At 37.1% G+C, this 25,215-nt stretch carries 21 protein-coding genes; 5 read left to right on the forward strand and 16 right to left on the reverse strand.

What is annotated here, in order from left to right:
* Window positions 1–18 precede the first annotated feature (18 nt).
* From GLW08_RS03190 to GLW08_RS03220, 7 genes are all read right to left on the reverse strand, one after another.
* Complete coding sequence (locus tag GLW08_RS03190) at window positions 19–786, reverse strand: sporulation protein (protein WP_237458274.1); 768 nt, start codon at window positions 784–786, stop codon at window positions 19–21.
* 729 nt (window positions 787–1,515) lie between these two features.
* The gene (locus GLW08_RS03195) at window positions 1,516–2,946 is read right to left on the reverse strand and encodes a hypothetical protein (RefSeq protein ID WP_160847122.1); all 1,431 of its coding nucleotides are present in this window, start codon (window positions 2,944–2,946) and stop codon (window positions 1,516–1,518) included.
* A gap of 1,139 nt (window positions 2,947–4,085) precedes the next feature.
* Window positions 4,086–4,823, reverse strand: coding sequence for a LytR/AlgR family response regulator transcription factor (locus GLW08_RS03200; RefSeq protein ID WP_160847123.1), 738 nt, complete (start codon window positions 4,821–4,823; stop codon window positions 4,086–4,088).
* Window positions 4,824–4,916: 93 nt separating this feature from the next.
* A complete protein-coding gene (locus GLW08_RS22215; RefSeq protein ID WP_160847124.1) occupies window positions 4,917–7,859 on the reverse strand; it encodes an ATP-binding protein in 2,943 nt (980 codons plus the stop codon).
* Between the two features lie 123 nt (window positions 7,860–7,982).
* A complete protein-coding gene (locus tag GLW08_RS03210; RefSeq protein ID WP_160847125.1) occupies window positions 7,983–9,287 on the reverse strand; it encodes a lysine N(6)-hydroxylase/L-ornithine N(5)-oxygenase family protein in 1,305 nt (434 codons plus the stop codon).
* A gap of 154 nt (window positions 9,288–9,441) precedes the next feature.
* On the reverse strand, window positions 9,442–10,431 hold the full coding sequence (locus tag GLW08_RS03215; RefSeq protein ID WP_160847126.1) for an NADPH:quinone oxidoreductase family protein: 990 nt from the start codon (window positions 10,429–10,431) through the stop codon (window positions 9,442–9,444).
* Window positions 10,432–10,704: 273 nt separating this feature from the next.
* Window positions 10,705–11,328, reverse strand: coding sequence for a methanogen output domain 1-containing protein (locus GLW08_RS03220; RefSeq protein ID WP_160847127.1), 624 nt, complete (start codon window positions 11,326–11,328; stop codon window positions 10,705–10,707).
* A gap of 190 nt (window positions 11,329–11,518) precedes the next feature.
* Between GLW08_RS03220 and GLW08_RS03225 the strand changes: the two genes are divergently transcribed.
* A complete protein-coding gene (locus tag GLW08_RS03225; protein WP_160847128.1) occupies window positions 11,519–11,659 on the forward strand; it encodes a hypothetical protein in 141 nt (46 codons plus the stop codon).
* 137 nt (window positions 11,660–11,796) lie between these two features.
* On the opposite strand, the gene GLW08_RS03230 is transcribed toward GLW08_RS03225, so the two are convergent.
* The 7 genes from GLW08_RS03230 to GLW08_RS03260 all read right to left on the reverse strand — a co-directional run bounded on the left by GLW08_RS03230 (window position 11,797) and on the right by GLW08_RS03260 (window position 17,730).
* Window positions 11,797–12,612: a hypothetical protein gene (locus GLW08_RS03230; protein WP_160847129.1), complete on the reverse strand. Its 816-nt coding sequence runs from the start codon at window positions 12,610–12,612 to the stop codon at window positions 11,797–11,799.
* Window positions 12,613–12,709: 97 nt separating this feature from the next.
* Window positions 12,710–13,273 (reverse strand): energy-coupled thiamine transporter ThiT, encoded by a 564-nt coding sequence (thiT, locus tag GLW08_RS03235; RefSeq protein ID WP_160847130.1) that lies wholly within the window; start codon window positions 13,271–13,273, stop codon window positions 12,710–12,712.
* 610 nt (window positions 13,274–13,883) lie between these two features.
* Window positions 13,884–14,228 carry an aminoglycoside phosphotransferase family protein gene (locus GLW08_RS03240; RefSeq protein ID WP_160847876.1) on the reverse strand — a complete coding sequence of 115 codons (345 nt, stop codon included), beginning with the start codon at window positions 14,226–14,228 and terminating at the stop codon, window positions 13,884–13,886.
* 18 nt (window positions 14,229–14,246) lie between these two features.
* Window positions 14,247–14,804, reverse strand: coding sequence for a hypothetical protein (locus GLW08_RS03245; RefSeq protein WP_160847131.1), 558 nt, complete (start codon window positions 14,802–14,804; stop codon window positions 14,247–14,249).
* Window positions 14,805–14,945: 141 nt separating this feature from the next.
* Window positions 14,946–15,869, reverse strand: a complete 924-nt coding sequence (locus GLW08_RS03250) for a ketopantoate reductase family protein (RefSeq protein WP_337193888.1) — start codon at window positions 15,867–15,869, stop codon at window positions 14,946–14,948.
* Between the two features lie 176 nt (window positions 15,870–16,045).
* Window positions 16,046–16,453 carry a YkvA family protein gene (locus GLW08_RS03255; RefSeq protein WP_160847133.1) on the reverse strand — a complete coding sequence of 136 codons (408 nt, stop codon included), beginning with the start codon at window positions 16,451–16,453 and terminating at the stop codon, window positions 16,046–16,048.
* Window positions 16,454–16,755: 302 nt separating this feature from the next.
* On the reverse strand, window positions 16,756–17,730 hold the full coding sequence (locus GLW08_RS03260; protein ID WP_160847134.1) for a C40 family peptidase: 975 nt from the start codon (window positions 17,728–17,730) through the stop codon (window positions 16,756–16,758).
* A gap of 233 nt (window positions 17,731–17,963) precedes the next feature.
* Here GLW08_RS03260 and GLW08_RS03265 point away from each other — a divergent pair, with 233 nt between their 5' ends.
* From GLW08_RS03265 to GLW08_RS03280, 4 genes are all read left to right on the forward strand, one after another.
* Window positions 17,964–18,311, forward strand: a complete 348-nt coding sequence (locus tag GLW08_RS03265; RefSeq protein WP_160847135.1) for a general stress protein — start codon at window positions 17,964–17,966, stop codon at window positions 18,309–18,311.
* A 383-nt stretch (window positions 18,312–18,694) separates the two neighbouring features.
* A complete protein-coding gene (locus GLW08_RS03270; RefSeq protein WP_160847136.1) occupies window positions 18,695–19,987 on the forward strand; it encodes a Na+/H+ antiporter NhaC family protein in 1,293 nt (430 codons plus the stop codon).
* A 392-nt stretch (window positions 19,988–20,379) separates the two neighbouring features.
* The gene (locus GLW08_RS03275) at window positions 20,380–20,979 is read left to right on the forward strand and encodes a sigma-70 family RNA polymerase sigma factor (RefSeq protein ID WP_237458283.1); all 600 of its coding nucleotides are present in this window, start codon (window positions 20,380–20,382) and stop codon (window positions 20,977–20,979) included.
* Window positions 20,976–21,770, forward strand: coding sequence for a hypothetical protein (locus GLW08_RS03280; RefSeq protein WP_160847137.1), 795 nt, complete (start codon window positions 20,976–20,978; stop codon window positions 21,768–21,770). The genes GLW08_RS03275 and GLW08_RS03280 overlap by 4 nt, the downstream gene beginning before the upstream one ends.
* 95 nt (window positions 21,771–21,865) lie before the next feature.
* Here GLW08_RS03280 and GLW08_RS03285 read toward each other — a convergent pair whose 3' ends face one another.
* Window positions 21,866–22,063 (reverse strand): hypothetical protein, encoded by a 198-nt coding sequence (locus GLW08_RS03285; protein ID WP_160847138.1) that lies wholly within the window; start codon window positions 22,061–22,063, stop codon window positions 21,866–21,868.
* Window positions 22,064–22,454: 391 nt separating this feature from the next.
* Window positions 22,455–24,731, reverse strand: coding sequence for a YcdB/YcdC domain-containing protein (locus GLW08_RS03290; protein ID WP_160847139.1), 2,277 nt, complete (start codon window positions 24,729–24,731; stop codon window positions 22,455–22,457).
* Between the last annotated feature and the right edge of the window lie 484 nt (window positions 24,732–25,215).

Below are 25,215 nucleotides of genomic sequence, written 5' to 3' on the forward strand. Positions count from 1 at the left end.
ACTTGGGGGAAGGAACGATTATTTAGAAAATCGGGAAATCACTTGCTCTAATTTCTCCGCCACCTCGGAAGGGCTTTCTGAAAGTTCTTCATTTGTAAAGTGAGTACGTACATAACTTTCATCTGCATCAAGGGCTTCAGCAAGTAATCCTCCTAACCCTTTTGCACGACGATCCACTTGTAAAACAAGATCTAATCCACTTTCTTTTGGAAAGAAAAGTATTTCTAATTCATCTAAGTCACTTCTAAACTTTCCACCTGGAGAAAATTCAAACTCTTGGACAATTTGATGATTTTTTGCAAATTCAACTTCTACTTTTCTCAAAGAAAAGCCAAGATCATGCTGAACAGCCGTTAATACGGTTTGAACATTTTCTGATGGGTCTACATGAATATGATCACGGTCCTGAGGATCCAACGCCATTGGAATGTCTAATCCGGTTTGAAACCAAATCGGAAGCCGACCGAAGCTTGCAGGCGTATCAAGTGGTAATCTGAAAGAAAACTCTATTTCTTTCTCTTCTTCTTCTTGTAATGTAAAGGCTTCTGTTATGTTAAAGCTATGAAGAACTTCCTCTTCACGCACCTTGCGATCATCTACTTCCTTTATTACCTCAGTCATAAGGAAAAGGTTGATACGATCAATTTGTTGCGCAGCATTTCCACCTTTCATTACAACTTTCCCATTCACTACCTCACCTGCTACATATCTTTCTTTCTCTAGTTGTGTATCCACCTTAGCAGCTCCCACACCTAGACTAGCCATAAATTTCTTAAACAATAGCATTCATCCTTTCCGTATAAAATCTTACATACTTTCTACGAACCATGATACGACAAGGTTTCTATCATTTCATAGGGAAATGCATTACATCAAAAGAATTTGTGCTTACTGATTCTTCTTACCTGTTCCAAATAAAGCCGTTTATCTTGAAGACTTGCATTCGAGATAATTTCTTTTTGTTCATTATAAAAGGAATGTTTCCGTTGCATTAGTTAGAATAAAGATGGCCTTGGAACAACTTGCGTCTTGCCGGCGAGCTGGCAAGCTACCTTCGGGAAAAAACGCCGTCAGGGTATCTCGCCTACCTCTTTCTCCGGCGGGAGTCCCCTTGTTCCCAGGCCACCTTTACTTTAGTCGGGAGGATGGAAACATGGCGTTAAACCAAAAGAATGCAAGGATGGGCCGGGAAATTGGGTGGAGGCTCCTATTTTCAAAAGTAGCTCCTGTTTTTCGATTCTCGCTCCAAAAGTAGGGAAAGTCGCTCCGGAGCCCATGTTTTAACGGATTGAGTTCGCTACATCCTGTAGTAAACTCGAGCGACCTCACGTCGTGTGAGCCACAGGAAAGCGAGCTATTTCCCGGTCCATCTTTCCTCTCACTTAACACAACGGAAACATCCCTCTCCCAGAAAAGTTATCTCGAATTCAAAGCCTTCAAGATTATGCGTCTATAATGGAAAAAATAATTCAAAAAAGAGCATTGTAGTTACACTACAATGCTCTTCGCAGTATGTTATAAAAGAATCACACCCAATACAGTTGCTACTATTAAACCTATTATTACAGGAAAGAAATTCTTCCTTACTAGTTCCAATACGGGAACTCCACAAAAGCCTGCAATGGCAATCATAGATGACCAGGCAATAATAGTTCCTCCCCCGGTCCAAATAGAGCCCATTTGACCAATTGCAGCAAGTGTTCCTGGATCCATACCATTACCAGCTAACGCTCCAGACAGAGCTCCGGTTAATGGTAAACCAGAAAAACCAGACCCATCTAGTCCTGTAATAATCCCTATAAGAAGGATGCTAAAGGCTGCTAACAAGTTGCTCTGTGGTAAATACTCCTGGGATGATTGAACAAGGTCAAATAATAATGCTGGGGGTGTCTGGTCATTTAAGGAAAGTATTGCTCCAGAAAAATCAGCACTCCCTAGAAAGAAGAAACCAGCAATGGGTATCACAGGTCCCATCGCTTTGAATGCAAATACAAACCCATCTGTTATGTGATCGCTAATGTAGTCAAGAGCACGGTGACGACCAAAAGCTACCGTTGCCAGTAACAAAAGCATGACCGCTACTCCGCCTATAAAAGCTGCACCATCTCCACCTTCGAACCCTCCCATCCGACCTGATCCTAATTTTGTAGCAACCATAAAAATCATAACCGCTACCATCGACATGGGAACGAGGATTGCAAACAACTTACTCCATAATCCAATTTCCTTGCTTTTAGAGATTCGTTTATGTTCGTTTTTTGCCAACCCTTGGAGTGCGTTTAATTCACCTTCTATTAGTGGATCATTTTTATCACGGATTGTCTTCCTATTTAACATATAAGCTAAACCAATTGCTACTACCCCAGTAATAATGGAAAGAATAAGCGCTTTATCTATTATTTCAGATGGCTCAATACCTGCAGAACTAGCAGATAGGCCAGGCGCTACTTGCATAATATAGTCAGATGATAACGCCATTCCTTGACCTGCTAGTGCAACAGCCATTGCAGCCATCATAGCTGGTAAACCAGCTCGAACAGCTGCTGGTACTAACAACGCACAAATCAGAGGAACCGCTGGAGTTGGCCAGAAGAATAGTGAAATGACATACGTAATACCAACCAAAACAAAATAGGCAATATGACCATTTGTCATCACCTTTTGTACCGGTTGAATCATCCTTCTATCTGCTCCAAGGTCCTTTAATGCCTGTAAAAGAGCTACCATAAATGTAATGATTAAGAAAATATTAAACAGTTCCTTTGCAGCGACTAAGTTTGCATTAAATACTGCAGTAAAACCACTTACAACATCACCTTTATATACCCACGCCACAATAAATGTACCTAATAACGTTGGTAATACAACACCTTTTCGAAAAACCATCGTCAAAATGATAAGTAAAGTAATGGCTGCGTATAACCAATGCGTAACAGATAATTCCATGGCAAACCACTCCCTATAAACTAACATGTAGTGTGATGTACTATATGCACATACGCCTATAGAAGTGATACGGAAAAGTATATTGAAAAGGTACAATTAATTACCATTTAAGTGTACTAAGGAAAACTCGGAGCGTCAGGTTAGCGAGGATTCACACAGGACATGGGTTGGTTCGATGTTGCTGTGTGATGCAGCGGTCTTAATGGAACCTACATCACCACAGAATTTCACCTGATTCTGTATAAAACTAATGAAATACATAGAGGGATAGCAATCGGTTTTTGACTTATCGTAAGGAGGAGCAAGAAATTTTCTAAGCGGTAGGAGCTAAGAAATGGAGCTAGACAATGTAAGTTTAAAACCTATTTTTCTTTACTAAAAAAAGCAATGCATAGCTGCATTGCTTTTTCCGTCTCTATATTTATTTCCAGTCGTCTCTTATTCCCAAATTTGGGTTCTTTTTATATATAAGCTTAAGGAGGTTAATGCGGTGAAAAGAGTATTATCTTTTATGCTACTTAATAAAAGAAAGGGAGAAATTTAAGTAACTCCAACAAGGAATAAAGACCTAATGCTTTTTTACCAAATATAAACCTCAACTATAGATTACCAATAAACCAAAAAATGGTCAAAACGATAAAAACTATTATAGACACAAAAACACCCCATTCAAGCGCAACCTTCACCTATTCATCCCCAATAATTACCTTTTTAACACAAACTAGAGTATTTCTTTTCTTACTAAAGGGGAATGTAGCAGATTTGGTTATAATTTAATCTAGCTATGAACCTTGGCAGCTTGCTTCAGACCTATCCCCAATGGAACAAAAGCGCAATCGCCCGTTTAGAGACGTATATGCTGCGTCCTACACGATGTAGGTCAGTTCGATGTTGCTGCACGATGCAGCCGTCTTAATCGAACCTCCACCCCTCCAGAACTTCCCCTTAATCCGTAGGAGATAAAGGAAACACGAAAACATGAGTGATTCGAAGTTAACTTATCGTACGGAGACGAGGGAAGCATACTAGTCGCTGGCCGCTGGAGAGGGACATCTACTCTATACTTATTAAGTTTTACACAAACCAACATTTTTATAGTACGCTAGACTACAAAAAAGAAGCAACGAATTCCGTTGCTTCTATATAGGTGTATCCAATAGTTGCTGGACACGTTGGATATTTTGTTTTGAAATTTGAGCCGCCTCTTCGTACCCATTAAAATACACTAGATAACTTTTTCCCGAAGTTTGTATCCTAGCAACATGTGTGAGATTGATAATGAAGGAACGATGAGACTGAACAAAGCGATTGTCTAGATAATCAAGAAAATATTCCAGCGTTTCAGATGAAGAGTATTGTTCATCCAATGTATGAATAACCGACTTACGATCATTCTTTTCAATAAACAAGATATCATCCACCTGGATGTAATACATAGAACGGTTAAATCGTATAGGAATTCGCGAAAATGCATTTGCTCGTTGTGATTGTTGAGGTTGCTTCTTTTCCAATATAGCCTTTCCTCTTTCCAAGGCCAACATAAGCCTGCTCATTTGAATAGGCTTCAATACATAATCTACTGCATATAATTCAAATGCTTCGACAGCAAATGATTCATGCGCAGTGGTGAAAATGTAATCAAGGGAAGGCATACTCTTTTGAATCTCCCGAATTGCTTCAATTCCCTTTATTTTCGGCATTTCTATATCACAAAGGACTAAATCAGGTTGATGTAGTAGTGCTTTTTCTATTAGTTCTTCCCCATCTCTCGCCTCATCGATAATTTCGAACGAATCCATTACCATTTTTTCAATCATTTGTCGAAGTAGCTTTCGCGAAGCTTCCTGATCATCTGCTATTAAAATGCGATATGGCATGTGCATCATCCTACAACTTTATAATATTTATAGTACTAGTATAAGCGAAAACGGTTACTTTGTTTAGGGTTTGTTGCATATTACCACACTTTCTCAATCTTCTTTGTACATGTATCTACGAATCATTTCAGAGAAGTGAGAGACACGAAGTGGTTTGGTCATGTAATCATGAAAACCAGCTAAAAGACCTTTTTCTATATCTCTTGGCATTGCATTGGCGCTGATTGCTACAATTGTTATATCTTTTGTTTCTTGAATTCCTCTTAGTTTTTCAAGCACTTCATATCCATCTATCCCCGGCAAATTTAAATCTATTAATATTAAGTCAGGCTCATGTGCTTGCGCTAAATCTATCCCTATCTCCCCATTTACTGCAGAAAACAATTCAATATCCTCATATTTTCGAAGAATCTTTTGAACTAAATGCAGGTTAGCTGGATTGTCTTCTATATATAATAACTTCTTTTTATTTTGGAAGGTAAAAGGTCTACCTTCCTGTTCATTTGACTGAGAATGATTTATTTCCTCGACCTCATCTACTAAAGGAAGTTCAATCCAAAATGTACTACCTTTCCCGACTTGACTTTTCACCGAAATGGTTCCATTCATCAATGCAACTAGCTGCTTTGTTAACGTTAATCCAATGCCTGTACCTTCAATTGGACTATTTTCTTTCACTCTGGTAAATGGTTCAAAAATGTGATGCATTTCTTCCTCTTCTATCCCAAAGCCAGAGTCCTCTACAATGAATTGCATGTAATTGTTTTGTGTATAACAGCTAAAACGAATTTTTCCTTTATCTTCATTATATTTAACTGCATTTGATAATAGATTGAGCAACACTTGCTTTAATCTGGTCCGGTCAGCATAAACATACGTTGACTTATATGATTCTATGGATTGTTCCAGTGTGATTTCTCGTCTATCTGCTAAGGGCTGAGTAATACTCAATACCTCCTCAACTACTGGTGCGATTTCGACTGGCTCTATGGAGACAGTAAGTTTTCCTGATTCTATTTTTGCTAAGTCGAGTATTTCATTGATTAAGGTTAATAAGTGATTACCTGCCTTGATGATCTCTTCGACATTCTCTAATTGAGACTCATTTAATGCCTCTTCTGCGTCAAATTCAAGTAGTTGAGCAAAACCTAAGATAGCGTTCATTGGTGTACGAAGTTCATGACTCATGCTAGATAAAAAATCAGATTTAGCAGCAGAAGCACGCTCAGCCTCTTCTTTTGCATGTCGAAGAGATTCTTGTAGTTCTTTTAAATCTGTTATATCTCTTACACTTAGCACGAAATGTTTCTGTTGATCGTCGGAACCATATATCGGTGATAACCGTCCTTGGAACCAACGATGCCCGCTCATTGTTTGGATATAATATTCAAGGTTTTGTGATTGTTTTGTACGATCTACTTCTTTAATAGTAGACATAAATAATTCAGCATCTTCTTTAGGGAATATTTCTTGAATAGATGAGCGGATTAGTTCCTCTTTTGGTCGTGTTAATTTTTTTTCATCACTCGTCCATATATTTATATAACGCCCTTCATAATCTATACGCATGATTACATCATCAATAGAGGATATTAAAGCCCTTAAATCTGATTCCTTTTCTTCCACTTCAGATTGAGCACTTTCTAAATCTTTATATGCCTTTCCTAAATTCAGTCCCATCGTTGTAATACTACTGGATACTTGATCTAACTCTGCAATGGAAAAGGACTTTTGGCTTTGAAAGTAATTTCCTTTTCCTATGTCATCTACCATTTCATTCATTTCCACCAAAGGACCGGAAATTTGAAGACCCATCTGATGAGATCTGCGGTATAGATAGATAAAGTATAATAAATAGACTAAAAGTAACCCAGCTATCATAAGTGCACCAATTTTTATAAGATGAGCGTTTACAGTAGATATATTTTTATAAATATTACTTTCATTCACTACGACCATAAGCTTCCATCCTGTTTCAGGAATGGTTGACCACACAACGAGTTGTTGCTCGTTATTTAGGTTTGTTTGTGTCATACCATTCGTTTTCCCATCCATAACCGACGCAATATCCTGTGTTTCTTGGCGCTTAAACATATTAAATTCATCAGGTTTTAGCGTATTCTGCATGACTGCACTTTGGTAGGTGTGTTCATTCAATTCTGTAACCCCAAACACCTCTTCTCCTTGTTTTGGCAGAGCAAGAATTGTTCCATCATTCTCAACCAACATACCAAAGCCGCTCCAAGGAATATTTAAGTCTAATACTTTATTAGCTATATTTGATATCGTCACATCAATTCCTACTACACCTTCAAGAGAGTCCTGAACATATACAGGTGCAATCGATGAAGCTATCCAACCTTTACCTGCTGGATCTAAATAGGCATCCGTCCAAACAACTTCCCTTGATGGATTGTGTTCCTCCGTAGCTTTATTATAAAAATTATACTGAGGAATATACATACTATGGGAATATTGGTCTAACACATCAAAATAGGGATAAATAATATTTAGTGAATCATACGTATTCATATACACTGCAGAAGCTAACAAGTGTGTTTCATATATATCCTTCATAAGGGATTGAGTGGACAGGAGTTGAGCTACTTTTTCTTCATTATGTTGTTCAGGTGACCTTATGGCACTGTAGTACACTGCAGCACCATCACTATCATGATTGCGCTTTGAATAAAAGACACCTTCCCCAGAGTACCCTAGTCGCTGTCGATCTTCAGGTGAGAATTCCCCGGGTGTTTGTAATGCATTTATAACTTGTTTCCGGTACAAGTTCGTAGAATTGGAAATCGATTGAATCTGATTCGCAATAACTTCTCCTTCTCTAGAAGCCATTTGCTTAAGATCTTGATGAGCCTCTTCTCTTAAAGAATCAATTGTTGTACGTTTCGACCACTCGTATGTAACAAAATACATGCCTATAAATAACAATTCCACCACTAACAACGGAATAAGTGCAGTCCGAATAAAAGAACTCCAAATCCATTTCATAAGTGGCCGTTTTTGAGGGTGTTGCTTCACTTAATATTCACCTCTCTTTTGAACCCATCACCTTAAATAGAAGGTAGTTTATTACTATTCACGTATAATTTTTGACAGCAAAAAATGATCAACTAGACTAGACTAGCTGATCATTGATGTTTTTTACACATCAAAGGTTTGGAATACATTCTTCTTAGGGATTTTATATACATCTTCCCCTAGTAGATGATTGATAATAACCTTATTTCGATGAACAGCCAAACCTAAATTGGTAGAGCCAACACCATGTGTATGCGAAATTCCACTATGGACATAAATTTCATTCCTACTATCTTTTGTTTTGGCAAGACGATAATCACTAAGAACTTTGTAACGACCTTCCTCGTCCCATTCTAATAGAGATGTTAAATTGCGAATGAAGTCTGGTACATATGGTTTGTAACCTGTGGCTGCTATTACCACTTCACTTTCATGAGTGAACCGTTCTTGCTTTTGAGTATGCAAACATTTAATTTCATATGCATCTCCTTCATCTTTCTTGCTAATATCTTCAACTTCAGATAAGACACGCAAACCAACATTCACTTTTTCTGTACCTATTGAATTTTCGTATAAGAGGTTATAAATATCTGTTATGGTATGATTACTTATTCCTTTATAAAATAAGTCTTGTGTTGCAAAGACTTCTTCCTTTTGACTTTGAGGAAGCTGGTAGAAATAATCAACATAATCTGGAGAAAAGTGCTCTAAACTTAATTTCGATTCTTCCATAGACGCAAAACCTGATCTAGTAATCCAATCTAACCGATACCCATAATCACGTTGCTCCTTTAAAAGCTCACGAAATGTTTCAGCTGCACTTTGACCAGAACCAATCACAGTAATAGATTCTGCACGTTTACACCGTTCTTGATGAGATAGAAATTCTGCAGTGTGGAATACATCCTCATTAGGCAAATCTCGAAAGGAAGGAGGCATAGTAGGAACACTTCCCGTCCCCATTACAATATGTCTACTTCTGTACCGTTCTTTATCACCTGTCTCAACATTCATAATGTCTACTTCATAATGTTCTTCTCCATTTATGTGGCGAATATCTACTACTCGTTTTCCAAACTTGCAACTATTAATTTCATTAGCTACCCATTGACAGTAGTCATTATACTCTCTTCTTGGAATATCAAGTCGTTGTAAAAAATAAAATTGATACATGCGTTCATGTTCATTTACATAATTCAAGAACGTGTACTTACTTTTCGGATCTGCCATAGTTACCAGATCTGCGATAAACGGAACCTGCATAACTGTCCCTTCAATCAACATACCAGGGTGCCAGTTAAATTTTTTAGTTTGCTCAAAAAAGAGTGCGTCAAGCTCAGGTTGATTCTCCAATAATGCAGCAAAACTTAAGTTAAACGGTCCAATCCCTACGCCAATTATATCATACATCGTTTTATGTTCTTTCATTCCGTCACTCCTCAGTTGAATTACCATCGTGTATTTTATGTATTCTACTTTTATGTTAGCACAAAATGTAACATCCTGTAACTTTAATGCGAAGTAAGAAAGGCACCTACCAGTAATGGTAGATGCCCTTATTATTCCAAATTTGTTGATAATATTATTCGCCTAACCTTACAACAGTACGTCCTTTAACCTTACTTTGTAAAATATCACTTAATGTCTGTGGTAGATCTTCCAAGGAAATTTCATGTTCAATTGAATTCATCTGATCTGGCTTTAAATCCGTAGCAATTCTGTCCCAAACCTCTTTACGAGTCTCCATAGGACAGTAAACAGAATCAACTCCTAATAAATCTACTCCTCGAAGGATAAATGGCATAACTGTTGTCGGGATTTCAACCCCTGCTGTTAGACCACTTACTGCGACTGCTCCTCCGTACTTCATTGAACTGAGCACAGAAGCTAGAGGCTTACCACCAACTGGGTCAACTGCTCCAGCCCATGTTTGCTTTTGTAATGGTTTTACTTTTTCAGGGGTTACATCTTCTCGACTTATTACGTCTGATGCACCAATAGACTTTAAGAAGTTTGCTTCTGATTCTTTTCCAGTTGAAGCCACTACATTGAACCCTCGCTTCGATAGCATAGCAACAGCCATACTACCTACACCACCAGTAGCACCTTGAACAAGAATTGGGCCATCTTCTGGTGTCAATCCATTTTGTTCTAATTTATGAACCGATAATGCAGCTGTAAACCCTGCTGTTCCAAATGTCATAGCCTCTTTCATGTTCATTCCATCAGGTAAAGGGACAATCCATTCGCTTTTAACACGGGCATATTCACTAAAACCGCCATCATGTGAAACACCAAGTTCATAGCTCGTCACTATAACTTGATCGCCTTCTTGATAACGTTCATCTGCAGAATCCACCACTGTACCTGCTAAATCAATCCCTGGTACCATTGGGTATTCTGGGACAACTTTTGATTTAGGAACTGTAGCTAATCCGTCTTTATAATTTACACTTGAATATGCAACCTTTATGGTTACATCTCCTTTAGGCAAGTCTGCTTCTGTTCGTTGTACTATTTCAGTTGTAACTTTGTCTTCTTGTTTTGTTGCTAGTAATGCACGAAATGTCATAAATAGACTCCCTTCTTTATTTGAAGACTAACCCTTTCACCATACTATGTAATAAACTAAATCAGCAAATGTTGCGCATAAAGTAAAGCATAAACGTCCGTTTACCGGAGTACAAACTGATCCCATAGGACGTGGGTTGGTTCGATGTTGATATAATCGAACCTTTATCTCCCAGATTTTCATCTACGCCTTACATGTAAGAATCACCAACTCATACTACTATCTTTACTATAAAAAAAGAGTAAAGGCAAAACGCTGTACTCTCTGATATAGTTATTGTTGATTGTTGACTTGTTTTTTTAATTCTTCAATCTCTGTCAACAACTCAGAAACCATGTCATCGCTTTTACGCAACTCTTCTCCTAACATTTTGATGGTCTCTTCTTCCCAAGCAAAAGGATCACCTTGCTCTGGAGTTACTGGTAAATCTATATATTCCTCACCATCTAACTCATTCGGTGAAAAATAAATATGAACCTTACACCCATCATCCCCGTTAGCAATTCGTTCCTTAATAGTAACTTTACCATACCCAAAATGACGAGAAGCTATGCCACCAAACACACTGGATGTCATCATGCATAGATGAGGTGCGTCCTTAACTACATCCCCAAATGGACATTGATGAGCTTTCACCACTACACAATCAGGATGAACAGACTCAATTTCGAAATGACCTCCGATTGCATTTTTAATATCTATAATTAGTTCGGCATACTCATCCACAGTTAACGTATGATAATGATTTAAAAAGAACCCCTCTATCCACTCTCCTTTTCGTATCCCTAACTGACGAATGTATTCTTCAGCTTTCGCACCAACACTTCGTTGATGTATGTTGGCATATTGGGTGATTAATTTCGACAAAAAGAGCTGGCTACTTAATTGACTTCCCATCACATTCACCCCTGTTTCTTACCTAACTAAAATGATGTATTTGCTATACTACTATTACACTAAATCCGAGTTTCGTAAACATTTTTCAAAGAATTCAATCAAGCAAACATTTCCTATACATATTTAATGAACTTGGAATGAATAATCCATCTTGAGACAACCTAATACAAAATTAGAAAGAGGTGTCAGGATGGAAAACCAGTCCATGATGGAAGAATACAACACAGCCGATCTATCCGATGAAATGCTCCATGAAATTAAAGCGTTAGAAAACGAATTTAGAAACGAGTCGGATGAGCAGATTATTTTAATTGCATACACTCACAAATAAAAAATTTCCGGGGGGATTACTACAAACACCCCCGGAAATCTTTCACAAAAGGATTTGGTGGAATTCAAATCAATTAATTATTTTATTACGCATAAGTGAATCCCGCTTTGTATGCACAGTGTGTGCTCCTCTCGCTTTTACCCCTCTACTGTAACGGGTTTTAGATTACCTTTACTATAGTGGAAGTATTTGGGGTCTTGTTTCTCCTTGACTACTTTTATAACCTTTTGGTTTCCCTGATTTTTAATCAGAGCGGCCTTACTCGTGGTAGCATCAGCGACATCTGCTTTTTCAAAGTGATCTTTATTCCATCGATAAATCCAAACATATGGAGGTAAAGCTCTCTTAGAATGCGATACAAGCTCTTTCGAATCATCATTGTCAATGTTTATCAAATCACCATTACCTGCTGTTAATAGATTCACTACATTCTCATTTTGGAAGCCTATGACATTCATTTCATTCGATGTAGGTCCCATACCTCCAGTAATGAGTATTTCGGTTTGGTCATCATTGGTAACATCCACTTGTTGTATATCGACCGTATCCATACCATATTGTCCTACAATGCCAATGTCATAATAGGTATCATTTACGTTTAAAATAGCTTTTACCTTTTTCTTTTCGGAATTAGTTTCTTTCTGTTTGGAAAATGGACTATAAAACATTAGGGATCCTTTTTTATCTTTAGTGGTACTAACTGCTTTCGTCCCTACCTTTTCCCATTCATCCTTAGGTTGCGTTGTTTTTAACTTCTTCACGTCAGCGGGCTGGAAGGTTAGTTTCACCTGATTTCCTTCACCCTTTTTAGGTGTTTGCTTTTCTCCATTTGTTTCACTTTCTTGCTGATTTTCCTGACTATTTTGATCTTGTGGTGTCACTTGGTCTTCATTATTACAAGCACTCAACAAGCATATAATACTTGTTCCAATCAGAAATAGCTTCCACTTCATTGTCAAAACCCCTGTCTTATGTATTGTCGTATGTCTATTTCACAAAAGAGAGAGGTTTACACATCTATACTATTATTCAGGACGTATTACTCACAACTCATCTCCGAATCAATCGCGGTTGCTTCCAAATGATAAAACTTAGTAATGCGGCACAAGCCAAAAATGAAGGAAACATATACCCTAAATTATATGTCAGAGAATATACCCAAACAGATGTGTCTTCAGGAGCTAGGTAATCAAAAAACACAATTCCTCCCAAAAAGTGACTACAGAATCGCAGTACACTTCCTAGAAACGTAGCTAATATAAGAATCGTCATAAACTGCTTTGTATGTCTATCATGTAACGCACGATGAATAGAACTAGCAAACAATCCCGCCACTCCTACTAAAGCAAAGGCTAATGGATAATCCGTTATATATTGGAGGGGATGGACAATAAAAGGTTGTATAACAGAATTCAACAAACCAACAAGGACCCCTGTCACGACTCCCCCTTTAACTCCCCATCGAAAAGCCATAATTAAAATAGGAACCATCACAAATGAAATTGATCCCCCTTGGAGCCATAATGGAATAGACAAAAATGGTAGACTTAGAATCAAACCAATAGCAGCAAAAATAGACATTTCTATCATAAACAAAACCCTAGTGTGTTGCATAGTTGTACTCCCCTCCCTTTTTATTGATGCAATCTAGAAAATAAAACAAAAAAGTAAAGCAAGGGATTGCTTCTGAGATGGAGAAGACCTATTTACTATGAACCATCACGAAAGCCACATCCCTACGCTAGTATTACTTAACAGGTCAATAAGGGTTAGAACAAACTCTTCACTCTCAGCCAATTAGGCTCCCCTTGTGGTTTGATACACTGTTTTTTGTCACTAATTATAAGAATATGATTCTATTCTTGCAAGCAAGTCGAGAAGTCGGTTTAGTTTGCTACAGGACGTAACTAAAGAAAAGCGCAAGTGCCCTGTTAGCAACATATATGCTGCGACCAACACGACATAGTTTGGTTCGATGTTGACTAATCGACCGGAGGTTAGGGAAGGATACTAGTTGCTGGAAGTGGCCTATATAAAGGGATATAGGTGTACAAAAAAACATTTTAATAATTTCCTATAAGGAACAAACGTTATCAAATTAGAAAAGAATGCAATTTGATTAATTTTTGTTTGAGATTTCATTTATACAGTAAAATGACAGAGGAACTAAGTCTTTCTTTTCCTTTTTTTACCATTATTTCATTTGTGGATAATAATAGTATTTTTATAGAGGGTATTTATAATATTCTCTATAAAGATTATCAAATATGCTAATTCCGTCAAAAAACGGCTGTGCGAAGCTTCCTTCCTTATCAACTGTCCAGGCTGTAGATAAAACGGAATGACAGTATCCCCACAAGAGTAAGCGATCTTTTTGAAGGGACAATTCTTCTGTAAATACATTTACCCGATCTTTAATAGTTTGGTAAGCATTTTTACCAGGTAAATTATTGAGCATGTATTGGATGAGATCATATTCTCTTTCCCCAACCAGCCCTTTGGGGTCAATAGACATCCATCCATGTTGTTCTGATGCTAGGATATTATAATGATGGAAATCTCCATGCAGAAGCCAGTCATGACGCGCTTATTGATTCAAGTATGTAAAAATTTCAAATGCTTTTTGAAACATCTGAGCTGAAATAGGCCCTAAACCACTAGGATTTTTCCTAACCAGTTCCTCAAGGTTCTCTTCCCTTATTTTTGTAGTATGTAAAGGGCACTCCTTTGGAACCTTTATATGAAGATTTTTCAGTAACCTTGCTGCAATAAGCGTCTCTTTTTGTTCATCCCCTACTTCTGCTAACGTATATCCTGGCGTTAGTTTTTCAAGTATTATGATACCTTTATTAAGATCAAAATCAAAGAGTGCATTCATTCTTTGATTTTGAAATAAGCTAATTGCTATGACTTCATCATGAAACTCAACTCCAGGAATGCACACTTTTACTACAACCTCTTTATTATTCTTCATCGTAGCGGGAGCTACATAATTAATGGATAAATGGTATGGTTCCTCTATCCTCATCTCCCACCTTTCTTCACAATATGAGAGCAGGGATGGCAATTCGTTTATCCATCTCTCTCCCTGTTCATTAAAATGAAGCCGGACATTTTTCATAAATGATTCTTGTTTTATCACCATTATACCCCCTTCCATTTAAAAGAAAATGTATTGATTTACATGTCCTTAGTACGAGCAGAAGCTTAGCTGCATTTTCCTACATTCAGTTTTGCAGAGCGTGTAAAAACGGACTTATTTTTTTAATAAGCCCGTTTTCCTTTACTATCCTCGCTCATATGGTTTAATCAATGAATATAACATATGAATGTAAGGTAAGCTTATGCCGGCTTTTTGTGCTAACCTTAATGCCCCACCTTGCAAATGATCCACTTCTAGAGGCAAGCCTTTACGTTTATCTTGATGCATAGAAGAAGTAGCTTCATCTGGTAATGATTCAAATTTTAAAATCCCTGCTTGAATACTTTCCTCCCTTAACGGAATATCAAAAGCATTTGCTAAAATCTTCATTTCCTTTAAGACATTCTTAGTGGCTTCATACGTTACTTGCTCTTCACGTATGGTTCCAACAGTAAAGTTCCCAGCTGTTGTAACACCCGAAAACGCAGTGATAAACATGTACTTCTTCCAAAGATCTTCCATAATATGTTGACTTTGTTTCGCTCTCATATTCGCATCAGCACAAACATGTTCTAATTGATTGCATAGTTCATGTTGCGAAAAATGAAGGGGGCCGAAATGAATGTCATGTAACTGACTGGAATGAACTACATGCCCTTTTTCATCTAATGTTGCAATAATATATGACAATCCACCTATAACGTTCTCTTCACCTAACTCATCCTGCAACGTGTAAATGTGTTCAATTCCGTTTAACAAAGGCAATACTTTAGCACCTTTTTGTACCAAATCCTTCAACTCTGGTATTGCACCTTGTAAATGATAACCCTTTACTGCCAAGATCACTAAATCTGTAAATTCTATGTCACTTACGTCCTCTACCACAAAAGGTTGTTCAAGGGTGTAATCTCCTTGAACACTATGTAGGTGCACCCCATGTTTGCGTAATTGTTCAGATCTTCTAGAGCGAACTAAATATTGAACCTGGTGTCCGATTTGCTCCCATCGAACTCCGAAATAAGCTCCTATGGCTCCTGCTCCAAGTATTGTTATATTCAATTCATCCACCTCTTTTCACAATTAGTGTATCAGAAAACGCTACCTTTTGGTTACAATTCCCCCTACATTAACATTAATCACTCTACGTTTATGATACCTCTACCAGCATCACACTTCACAAAAAACCCTAAAAAAAGTCTGCTCTGATAATAGAGCAGACTTTTAACACTTGTTATTCTAATCTTCTAAAATAGCTTCTGATCCACAACTGTCGTATCTACTTCTGAACCAAACCAAATGTTGAGTTTGTTTTTTGCTTTCTGTTTCACTTCCTCATCAATGTACATGGAAACTTGCAGCAACGCTGCCCCTAACGCTCCAAAATCGTCCGTATAGCCAACTCCCGCAGCAAAATCCGGAATAAGATCAAAAGGTAAGATAAAGTAACCTAATGATCCGATAATCGTTGTTCGAACCCAAACTGGCAGATCATTCTTTTGTAACGTGTAATATAAAAGCAATGCAGCGTAGACTACTGAATGTCCTGCTTTTTTGGCAAACAATTGTAATTTGCTCCAAAATTCATCTTTGGAAAAAAACTTATCCTTACCAGTTGTTGACGGTACAATTTGTTGGTTTAGATTTTTTTCCATATATATACCTCCTTGTTACTCAATGCCATGATAGTATCTAGAGAAACCTTGATTTTTAATCTATGTTTACCAATAACTAACCTTAGTAACCTTTTCCCTATCTTTACATTTCTATTTATATAATAAGCTATTTTTTTATTATATAGATGGTTTGCAATTGAAATATGATGGGTATTATATAAATAAATAATATAACATTTCTCATTACAACTTAAATCTACTAAATAGAAGCTATTTTGATAAAAAAAATAACCTCTCCTGAAACCGAAGAGGCTATTCATTCGTCTTATTTATAAATACTATTATTGATTCATAGCTTGATATAATGCCACTGAAAATGCTGCGCGAGTTGTAGCAGCGCTTGACTTGAATGAATCTGCTTTGAAGTATCCAGATTCATCAGAAGCACTAAGAAGTTCAATAGCATGGTTATCATCACCATTTGTCGTTTGTACTTTATCTGCTAATTTTTCTTCCAAATCAAATGCTCTATTCATCATAATCGCCATTTGCCAGCGTGCGATTGTTTCGTCTGGTTTGAAGTTGCCATCTGGAAAGCCTTTAATGATACCTGTTTTCTTCATAGCTGCAATGTCTTCAGCAAATGTGTGATTTTCTGCTACATCTGGGAAAGAAACAGATGAATTTGTATCTACTTTTAATGCATTGTTAATAAGAGCTGCCGCCTGACCACGAGAAATGGAAACATCAGGCTTAAAAGTGCCATCTCTATAACCATTAATGATTTTTGAAGCTGTAAGAGTCTTAACTGCTTCAAATGCCTTGTTATCTTCAGAAAGATCTGGGAATAACTCATTTTTATCAAAGTCTGCTACTCTACGAGCCGTAGCATATTTAGGTCCCCAATAAGGATTATCCAAAGATACAACATCAACACCCTCACTTGATGTAGCACTAATAAATTTATTGTTACCTACATAAATTCCTACATGGGAAATGCCTTGCTTATATGTATTCTTAAAGAATATTAAATCTCCAACTTTTAAATTAGATTTACTAACCTTTTCTCCTACGTTAGCTTGTGATCCAGTTGTACGAGGAATATCAATGTCCATCTTCTTAAACATATACTGCGTAAAGCCTGAGCAATCAAAACCGTTAGGTGATGCTCCTCCAAAAACGTAAGGTGTACCCATATGGTTTTTTGCAGCTGCAATTAAATTTTCTCCTTCAGATGCTGCCGAAACTTCTTGCGCATGACCAAATCCTAGTATCAGCGCTATCGCCATCCCCATTGCCAAAAGGTGTCTTTTCAAAATGCTCACTCTCCATCTCTTTATCTAATTTGTTCGACTTATGCTGTTAGAACCAATTCTACCAAAAAAATGGGCGACATAACTTTACAGGTTTATTACATTTTCTTTTCAGAGATATCAAAATAAGCTTCCCTATATTCATATTCAACTTAAAAGTATCACACATTAACAAGTTTCGAGTTCAATGTATGGGGAATAATGACAATGAAACATTGAATTAGGGGGGTATCACATTGAAACCATTTGTAAGAGAATATACGAATGATGAAAAACTTCAAAACGATGTACAAAAACTTTCTAATCACGGAATCCACAAAGATAATATTTATGTAATGAGTCATGATGATGATCGTACAGAACGAATCGCAAACAATTCTGATGCAAATACAGTTGGCTTTAAAGAACAAAATATCAGTGAAACTGTAGGAAATATGCTTAACAAAAAAGGAGATGAGCTTCGTAATAAGCTTCAGGACCTAGGCTTATTCGAAACAGAAGCAGAAACGTATGAGGAACGCCTTGACGAAGGTAAAGTACTATTACTTATTACAGAGACTGAAGATGTAGACAACATTATCTAATTACTAATTAATCTGGAGCATTCCACCCGAATGCTCCTTTATTTTTTGCTAGGGCAAAGAAGGGCACGCCCATTGGCGACGTATGGAGTGTAGTCTAAACAACGTATTGATTCAATGTTGCTGCGTAAAACGGGCTACTCTACTTTATGATTTCCGATAAAAATAAAAACGATTTGTAACAAATTTGTAATGTTTTGTATTACATACTTATTGCTCAGATTTTTTAAGAACCCCCTTCCGCAAAACTAATTTCAATTTCTTATTCTGGTAAGCACTCACATTGACATTAACACCTTAACGATTTAACGTATAAGAGGTTTAAATAGCGATAGCGCTAATATTTAATTCATTCTATACATCAACGTTTAGGAAGAGGTGACATCATGAAGCAATCTGCCCAAGCAAACCCGCTTTCTTTATTACCTTTTATCGTCTTTTTAGCAACTTTTTTTCTGGCTGGAATGATAACAGGAGATTTTTATCAAGTTTCTATGTTAATACCCGCAGTATTAGCAGCTATTACATCATTACTTATCTCCAAAAAGATAAGTCTATCATCTAGAGTTGAACAGTTTGCTCAAGGTGCAGGACACCCAGATATCATGATTATGGTTATGATTTTTCTATTGTCTGGAGCATTTTCTGCAGTGGCAAATGGAATTGGTTCTGTCGATTCGACCGTTAATTTTGCTTTAACCTATTTACCTCAAAATATGATTATTGTGGGAATTTTTATTATTGGCAGTTTTATATCACTAGCCATGGGTACTTCAGTAGGAACCATATCTGCATTGGCACCTATTGCAGTGGGAATTAGCGGCGAAACTGAACTTCCAACAGCAATTACTGTTGCTACGGTTGTGGGCGGAGCAATGTTTGGAGACAACTTATCTATTATTTCTGACACTACCATTGCAGCAGTACGTACGCAAAAAACAGAAATGAAAGATAAGTTTAAAACCAATTTTTTCATCGTAATGCCTGCAGCCTTTATTACCATAGGCACTCTTTTTGTAATAACATTAGGAAGTACCTCTACTGTATCTGCAGAATCATTTGAATGGGTGAATATTCTTCCATACCTCGGGGTACTTATTGCTGCATTATTAGGAGCTAATGTTCTAGCAGTATTACTGGGAGGTATCCTCTTAGCAGGTATAATAGGATTGACAACATCAGACTATTCTCTAATGAAGTTTATGGAACAAATTACATCGGGAATGACTGGTATGGCTGAATTGATCTTATTAACTATCATTCTAGGCGGCATAGTAGCTATGATCCAAAATAATGGTGGTATTCAATTTATCATGAATGCATTATCGAAAGGTGTTCGTTCAAAAAAAGGTGCCGAGGCTAGTATTGCAGGTCTTGTCAGTACGACAAACTTAGCTACAGCAAATAATACCATTGCCATCATTACAACAGGACAACTCGTAAAACAAATCTCAGATAATTATCAAATAGACCCTCGTAAATCTGCTAGCTTACTTGATATCTTTTCTTGTACAATACAAGGTTTAATCCCATATGGTGCACAGTTACTAACTGCAGCACAGTTTGGTGAAATATCACCCTTAGCCATAATCCCATATTCCTTTTACCCAATGTTAATAGCAGTGATGGGGACTATTGCCATATCAACTAATTTCCCGAGGTTTAAAACATCATCTTAAGTAATAATGTGTGGCCCGATCATTAGGGCCACAATTTTTTCCCTTTCAAAAATTTAATTTTTTACTGCATAAAGAATAAATTGCTCCAAACGCTCCTAGCGACTAGCAACTTCCTCACCCTCATCACGGTAAGTCAACATCTGATAGCTAACGCTCTTCGTGTTTAATTTATCTCAAAAGAACTTAGAAGTGGTTCTATTAAAACACTACGTCACGCAGCAACTTCAAACCAACCTACGTCTTGTGGGCAGCAAGTTTGTACGTCGCTAAACGGACTCTCAGAGCTCTTCTTTAAAAAATTTCATAAAAGTGAATCCTATTTAAAAGTCGTCACGTCTTATACATGAACGCACTATTAATCATAGGATTCATTAGCGAAAGGATGACGCAGGATGGGAGAACAAATTATGGTCAAAAAACATCCTTCTCATCAAGAAGAGGCAGTAAATGTACTAGAAATGGACTCTACTGAAGCTCTTGAAAAAATTATGGATGAATATGGAGACGATGTGAAACGATTTATTTACACTTATGTAAAAAATCAAGCAGATACGGATGATATTACTCAAGAAACGTTTCTTACCGTATATAAAAAGCTACACACTTTTCAGCATAAGTCTTCCCTTCGAACATGGATTTTTTCGATAGCGATTAATAAGAGTAAGGATTATTTGAGGAGTTTTCATACTCGTCACGACAATCTGTTTCAAAAAATGATTACGTATCTTACGGAGTCACAAGATAATGAGACACCAGAAAAACAGATTGTGGATGAAAGCGAGTCACATGAATTTATGACATTCATTTTACAACTCCCCATTAAGTATCGTGAAGTGCTGATTCTCTATTATTTTAATGATTTTTCTATTAAGGAAATCTCTCATTCTCTTAACCAAAAAGAATCAAGTGTTAAGACTCGTTTGAATCGAGCGCGAACCAGACTAGCGAATATCCTTGAGGAAAGAAGCAATCAAAGGAGTGATCTGTCATGAGCTTGGATCAAAAATTGAGAGGTATGAAAAATCATTATAAAGAAGAGATACCGACATCATTTTCATCGAAGGACAAAGAGGATGTATTTAAAACCATAAGTCAGGAAACATACCCTAAACGACCAAAATTCACCACATATTTATTAAAGCCTGCTGCAATTACCGTATGTACAACTGTAACCCTTTTAATCGGTGGTCTGACTGTTAATCAAATTGGTGATATGGAAGGTTCTTTTACAACACAACCTTTTGTCGTAGAAAATCATGATGTTCGGGATTCCATTAGCAATAAGAGTATATCCACACAAAATTCATCGGACACCTCTTTTGGAGGTGGAGGATCAATAGCTGTTCCTCAACAAACGCCTGAAATGAAATCCGAAAGTTATGACTATGATTCCCTGAAGCCTGGAGATCAAGTTGATGCAATGACTTTAAAAGAAATTAGACAAGAATCTCCAAGGACATATACGTTTAGTGGAGATGTCGTTGTTTCAGGAACACTCCGAAAAAAGGATGATACAGATGAATATCTGTTTCATATAAATGATTTAACCAAATCTAAGCTCCCTTTCTCAAAAGATCAAACAGGGATGATGTTGGTTGAATTAAACAATGCAGATGCTATTGTTAACACTCTGCAAGATGGCACTAAGAATGATGCTTATATGAAGTTTGTTATTTCTGAATATGTACACACGGAAGGATCAACTTCCTCCCCTATTGTAAGATCCATTACCGTGGATGGCATTATTCAGAACGGGGAATATCAAAAGGTCACTTCCCCATGAGTAAGTTTCCTCCCTATTCAAGATTAAACGAATAAAAGAAATGCCATGCAAGCTCCGGTTAGCGATAAGGCCGGGGCTATCTTTTTGTCCAATTCTCACATCTCCCCACCTATTAGCAAAGGGATAATTAACACAATAGTTCCAACTACAATCAACACCATCCCTCCAACTCTTGCTATTATTTCATCCTGATTATCATTTAATCGATTCAAAGTCAGTATTTTAAATCGTAACAGAAAACCTATGGTTACCATGACCATTCCAATCAATAAAACTATGGCATTCCAAAGCAACGCTAACACATCCTTTTATTATAAGAATAGGTTATCCTAATTACCTCAATAAACACATAAAGAAAAGCGAAAGCGCCAGTTCAGCGTCGTATCTGCTGATACCTACACGACATAAGTTGGTGGAACGATGTTGCTGCGTGACGTAGCGGTCTTAATCGACCCTCCATTTTTCCAGAACTTCACCTGATTCCATAGGAGATAAAGCAAACACGAAAATCGTAAGAGATACGATATTGCCTTATTCTAAGGAGTTGAGGGAAGCACAGTAGTTGCTGGGATCTGAACATATGCATGGCCTATATAACTTATTAGGTTATACACAAGTCTATATTTTTATTAATCCTAGCACATAAAAAGAACGTCAGGTAAATACCTGACGTTCTCGCACCTTTTAGTAATGTAGTTTATCTAATTTTGTTTCTACTTCTAGAAAGGCTAATAGGCTTTGAGCAAATTGTGCTTTCGTTACATCCTCATTAGGATTAAAGCTACTATCTTCTGAGTTAAGAATTCCTAATTTAGTTGCCAACGCAACGTGACCTTCGAATTCCATATCACCTGAATCATTGAAACCAGATTGGAATACCCCATCCATGCTCGCAAGTTTGTCATATCCTAGTGCTGTAACTAACAGTTTCGCCACAAATTCGCGCTCTGCATCCTCATCAGGATTGAAATTATCAGCATCATGATCAAGCATATTTCGTTGAATTGCTGTTAAAATATATCGATAATTCTCATTTTCTTTTGATACATCATCAAACATATCGATATCTTGTGAAGAATAATAACGATCATATCCTAGTGCAACCATCATATACTTAACAAGTTCACCACGAGAAACCGTTTGATCAGGATTCACATTACCTTCATCATCCAGCTTAAATACTCCATATTCAACCATGGTAAATAACGCTTCTTCCGCTTTATGATCATCAATATCTTTAGGTTTTTGTCTACCATTTGTATATTCTTTTCCTGTTTCTGCATTAATCCATTTCCCTGTTTTAGCATCATAAAACACATTATACTGGGAAATATCTCGTGTAGGTTGGTAAACAAGCATTGCATCTGTAACACGCTCTTCATCTTCTCTGGTTCTTGGTAAATGGTAACTTAGATCCATTGAATAATGAGATAGAATATCTTCTTTAGCTTTGTCTTTTGATAATACATCGTCTTCACTCGGGAATTCTAAATCATTCCAACGCATGTTATAGCGAAGCAATTCACCATTTTTGGTGGAAATGGAAACTCTCGCCTCATTACCTTCAACTAATATTCCATTTTCTTTACGAACAAATGTTACATCATAGGCAATCGGTTTATCACTGCCATTATATGTGCTTTCTTGTACTGTTGTTGCATATAAATGATCTAGCTTCGAAGGCGCAGCTTTTTTCACGACTTCTAGTGCTTTCTCTTTAGCTTCATCTTTCGTTGTGTTCACTTCAAAGTCTTTTGGTAATACCTCGCCATAGCGATACATCATATCATCTTGAAATCTCAATACTTGTCCTGTTTTCGCATCCACTTGGATACTAAGACTCATTGGAGCTGCTTGCTCTTGATCTCTATAATGAAATCTCCAGGTAGGGTTCTCAGATGGCATAGGACTATAATCTTCATAACGAGCATCTTCAAGAGTATATTTGTCTGGAATATCAAATGTATCCTCAACTACTTGAATCGCTTCTTTTTGTGTAAGCTCTTCGCCAGGTACTTCTTTTGAGGCAGTTTCTTTTGCAATGGGCTCTTCTGCTACTTCATAAGGTTCTTCTACTTCTGATAGTAGCTTCCCTTCATAATTTAACCAATCACCTGATTGAGCATCCATATATGCAGGTAGGTCATGTTCATAGTCATTCAACACTGGAGTATATTTTAAACTTGGTTCCACTTTTTCCCCTGTACGTTTTTCTAGATAAGGGTCTATATGGTAGCGTAGTTCTACATTCATTTGCTCTTCAAGGAGATCGAAAGCTTTTTCATTTGATAGTACATTTTCAGGCTCCTCAAAACTAACATCTGAACGCCAACTATAGTGAAAACCTCTAACTTCACCATCAGCCCCAACTTCAATTTGAATATTATTTTGATCAAATTGAATATCATTCACTTTTTGATTAAAGTGGACTCTGTATGCATCTTGCTGTCGTAACGGTCGTTCTTGATATCGTTCATTTGCTTGTTCATCAAGTGAAAGTTTGCCCATTTTGTCTGGAAACTCATCTACTATGTAGTTCTTGGCAATGGACACAGCTTTTTCATACTCGAAATCTGGAGAAAATGCACGATTAGGTTGCTCCCCGTGAAAATGCTTATTCATGGAAATGACGTCACCTGTTTCAGCATCTACACGGACATCAATGTGATGATGGTTCCCATCTTCTTGTTTACTCCAAGATACAGACCATACTGTAACGCCGTTCATATTATTATCAAACCGAACATTTTCATTTTGATAATCTTCAGATAGATCAACAAAAGATTTAGCTTTTTCTATAGCTTCTTCTCTTGAAACATCAGCGTCCTTAATGGCTTGTTGTAATGCAGCAGTCTTCATGTTTTCTACTTTTACGTTAGAGGAAGTTTCCGCTAAAGTTGGTGTTACACTTCCTGCTAATAATGCGGTGCATAGCACACCCGACATCCACTTTTTCTTCATTAATCTCTCTCCCTTTCTTTTATTACAGTAACCCTTTGAAAGAGGTTTTCAGAAAAACTGGTTCTTGGTGTCTGACTATTTGGAAAAAAGTTACTATATATATAGCTTACAATATCTATGTTTTTTTGGAAACAGAAACGCTGTATTTTTTTACAATCATTCCATAAATGACCAGTTTTGAGCTATTAATCTTTACGAACGTATGACAAAAACGTTTCAAAAATATAGAACAAAAGTTTTAATCGAACTTCACCTGGATATGAGATAAAGGAAACACGGAGAGCGGTAGCGATTCGATGTTGACTTATCAGCAGCAAGTTTGCTAGTAGCTTGGCGCTTGAGCTAGAACACTCCAAGATTAGTTTTGATCTTTTCAACACTTCTTATGTTCGCTCCAGGGTGCGTTTTGCTCTCTTCATCTCCTCAATTACCATTACCTCTCAATTTTAATCAAACTATCTCGACTTCATCTTCCACATTATGC

The sequence above is a fragment of the Pontibacillus yanchengensis genome, from assembly GCF_009856295.1.
Taxonomy (GTDB): domain Bacteria; phylum Bacillota; class Bacilli; order Bacillales; family BH030062; genus Pontibacillus; species Pontibacillus yanchengensis_A.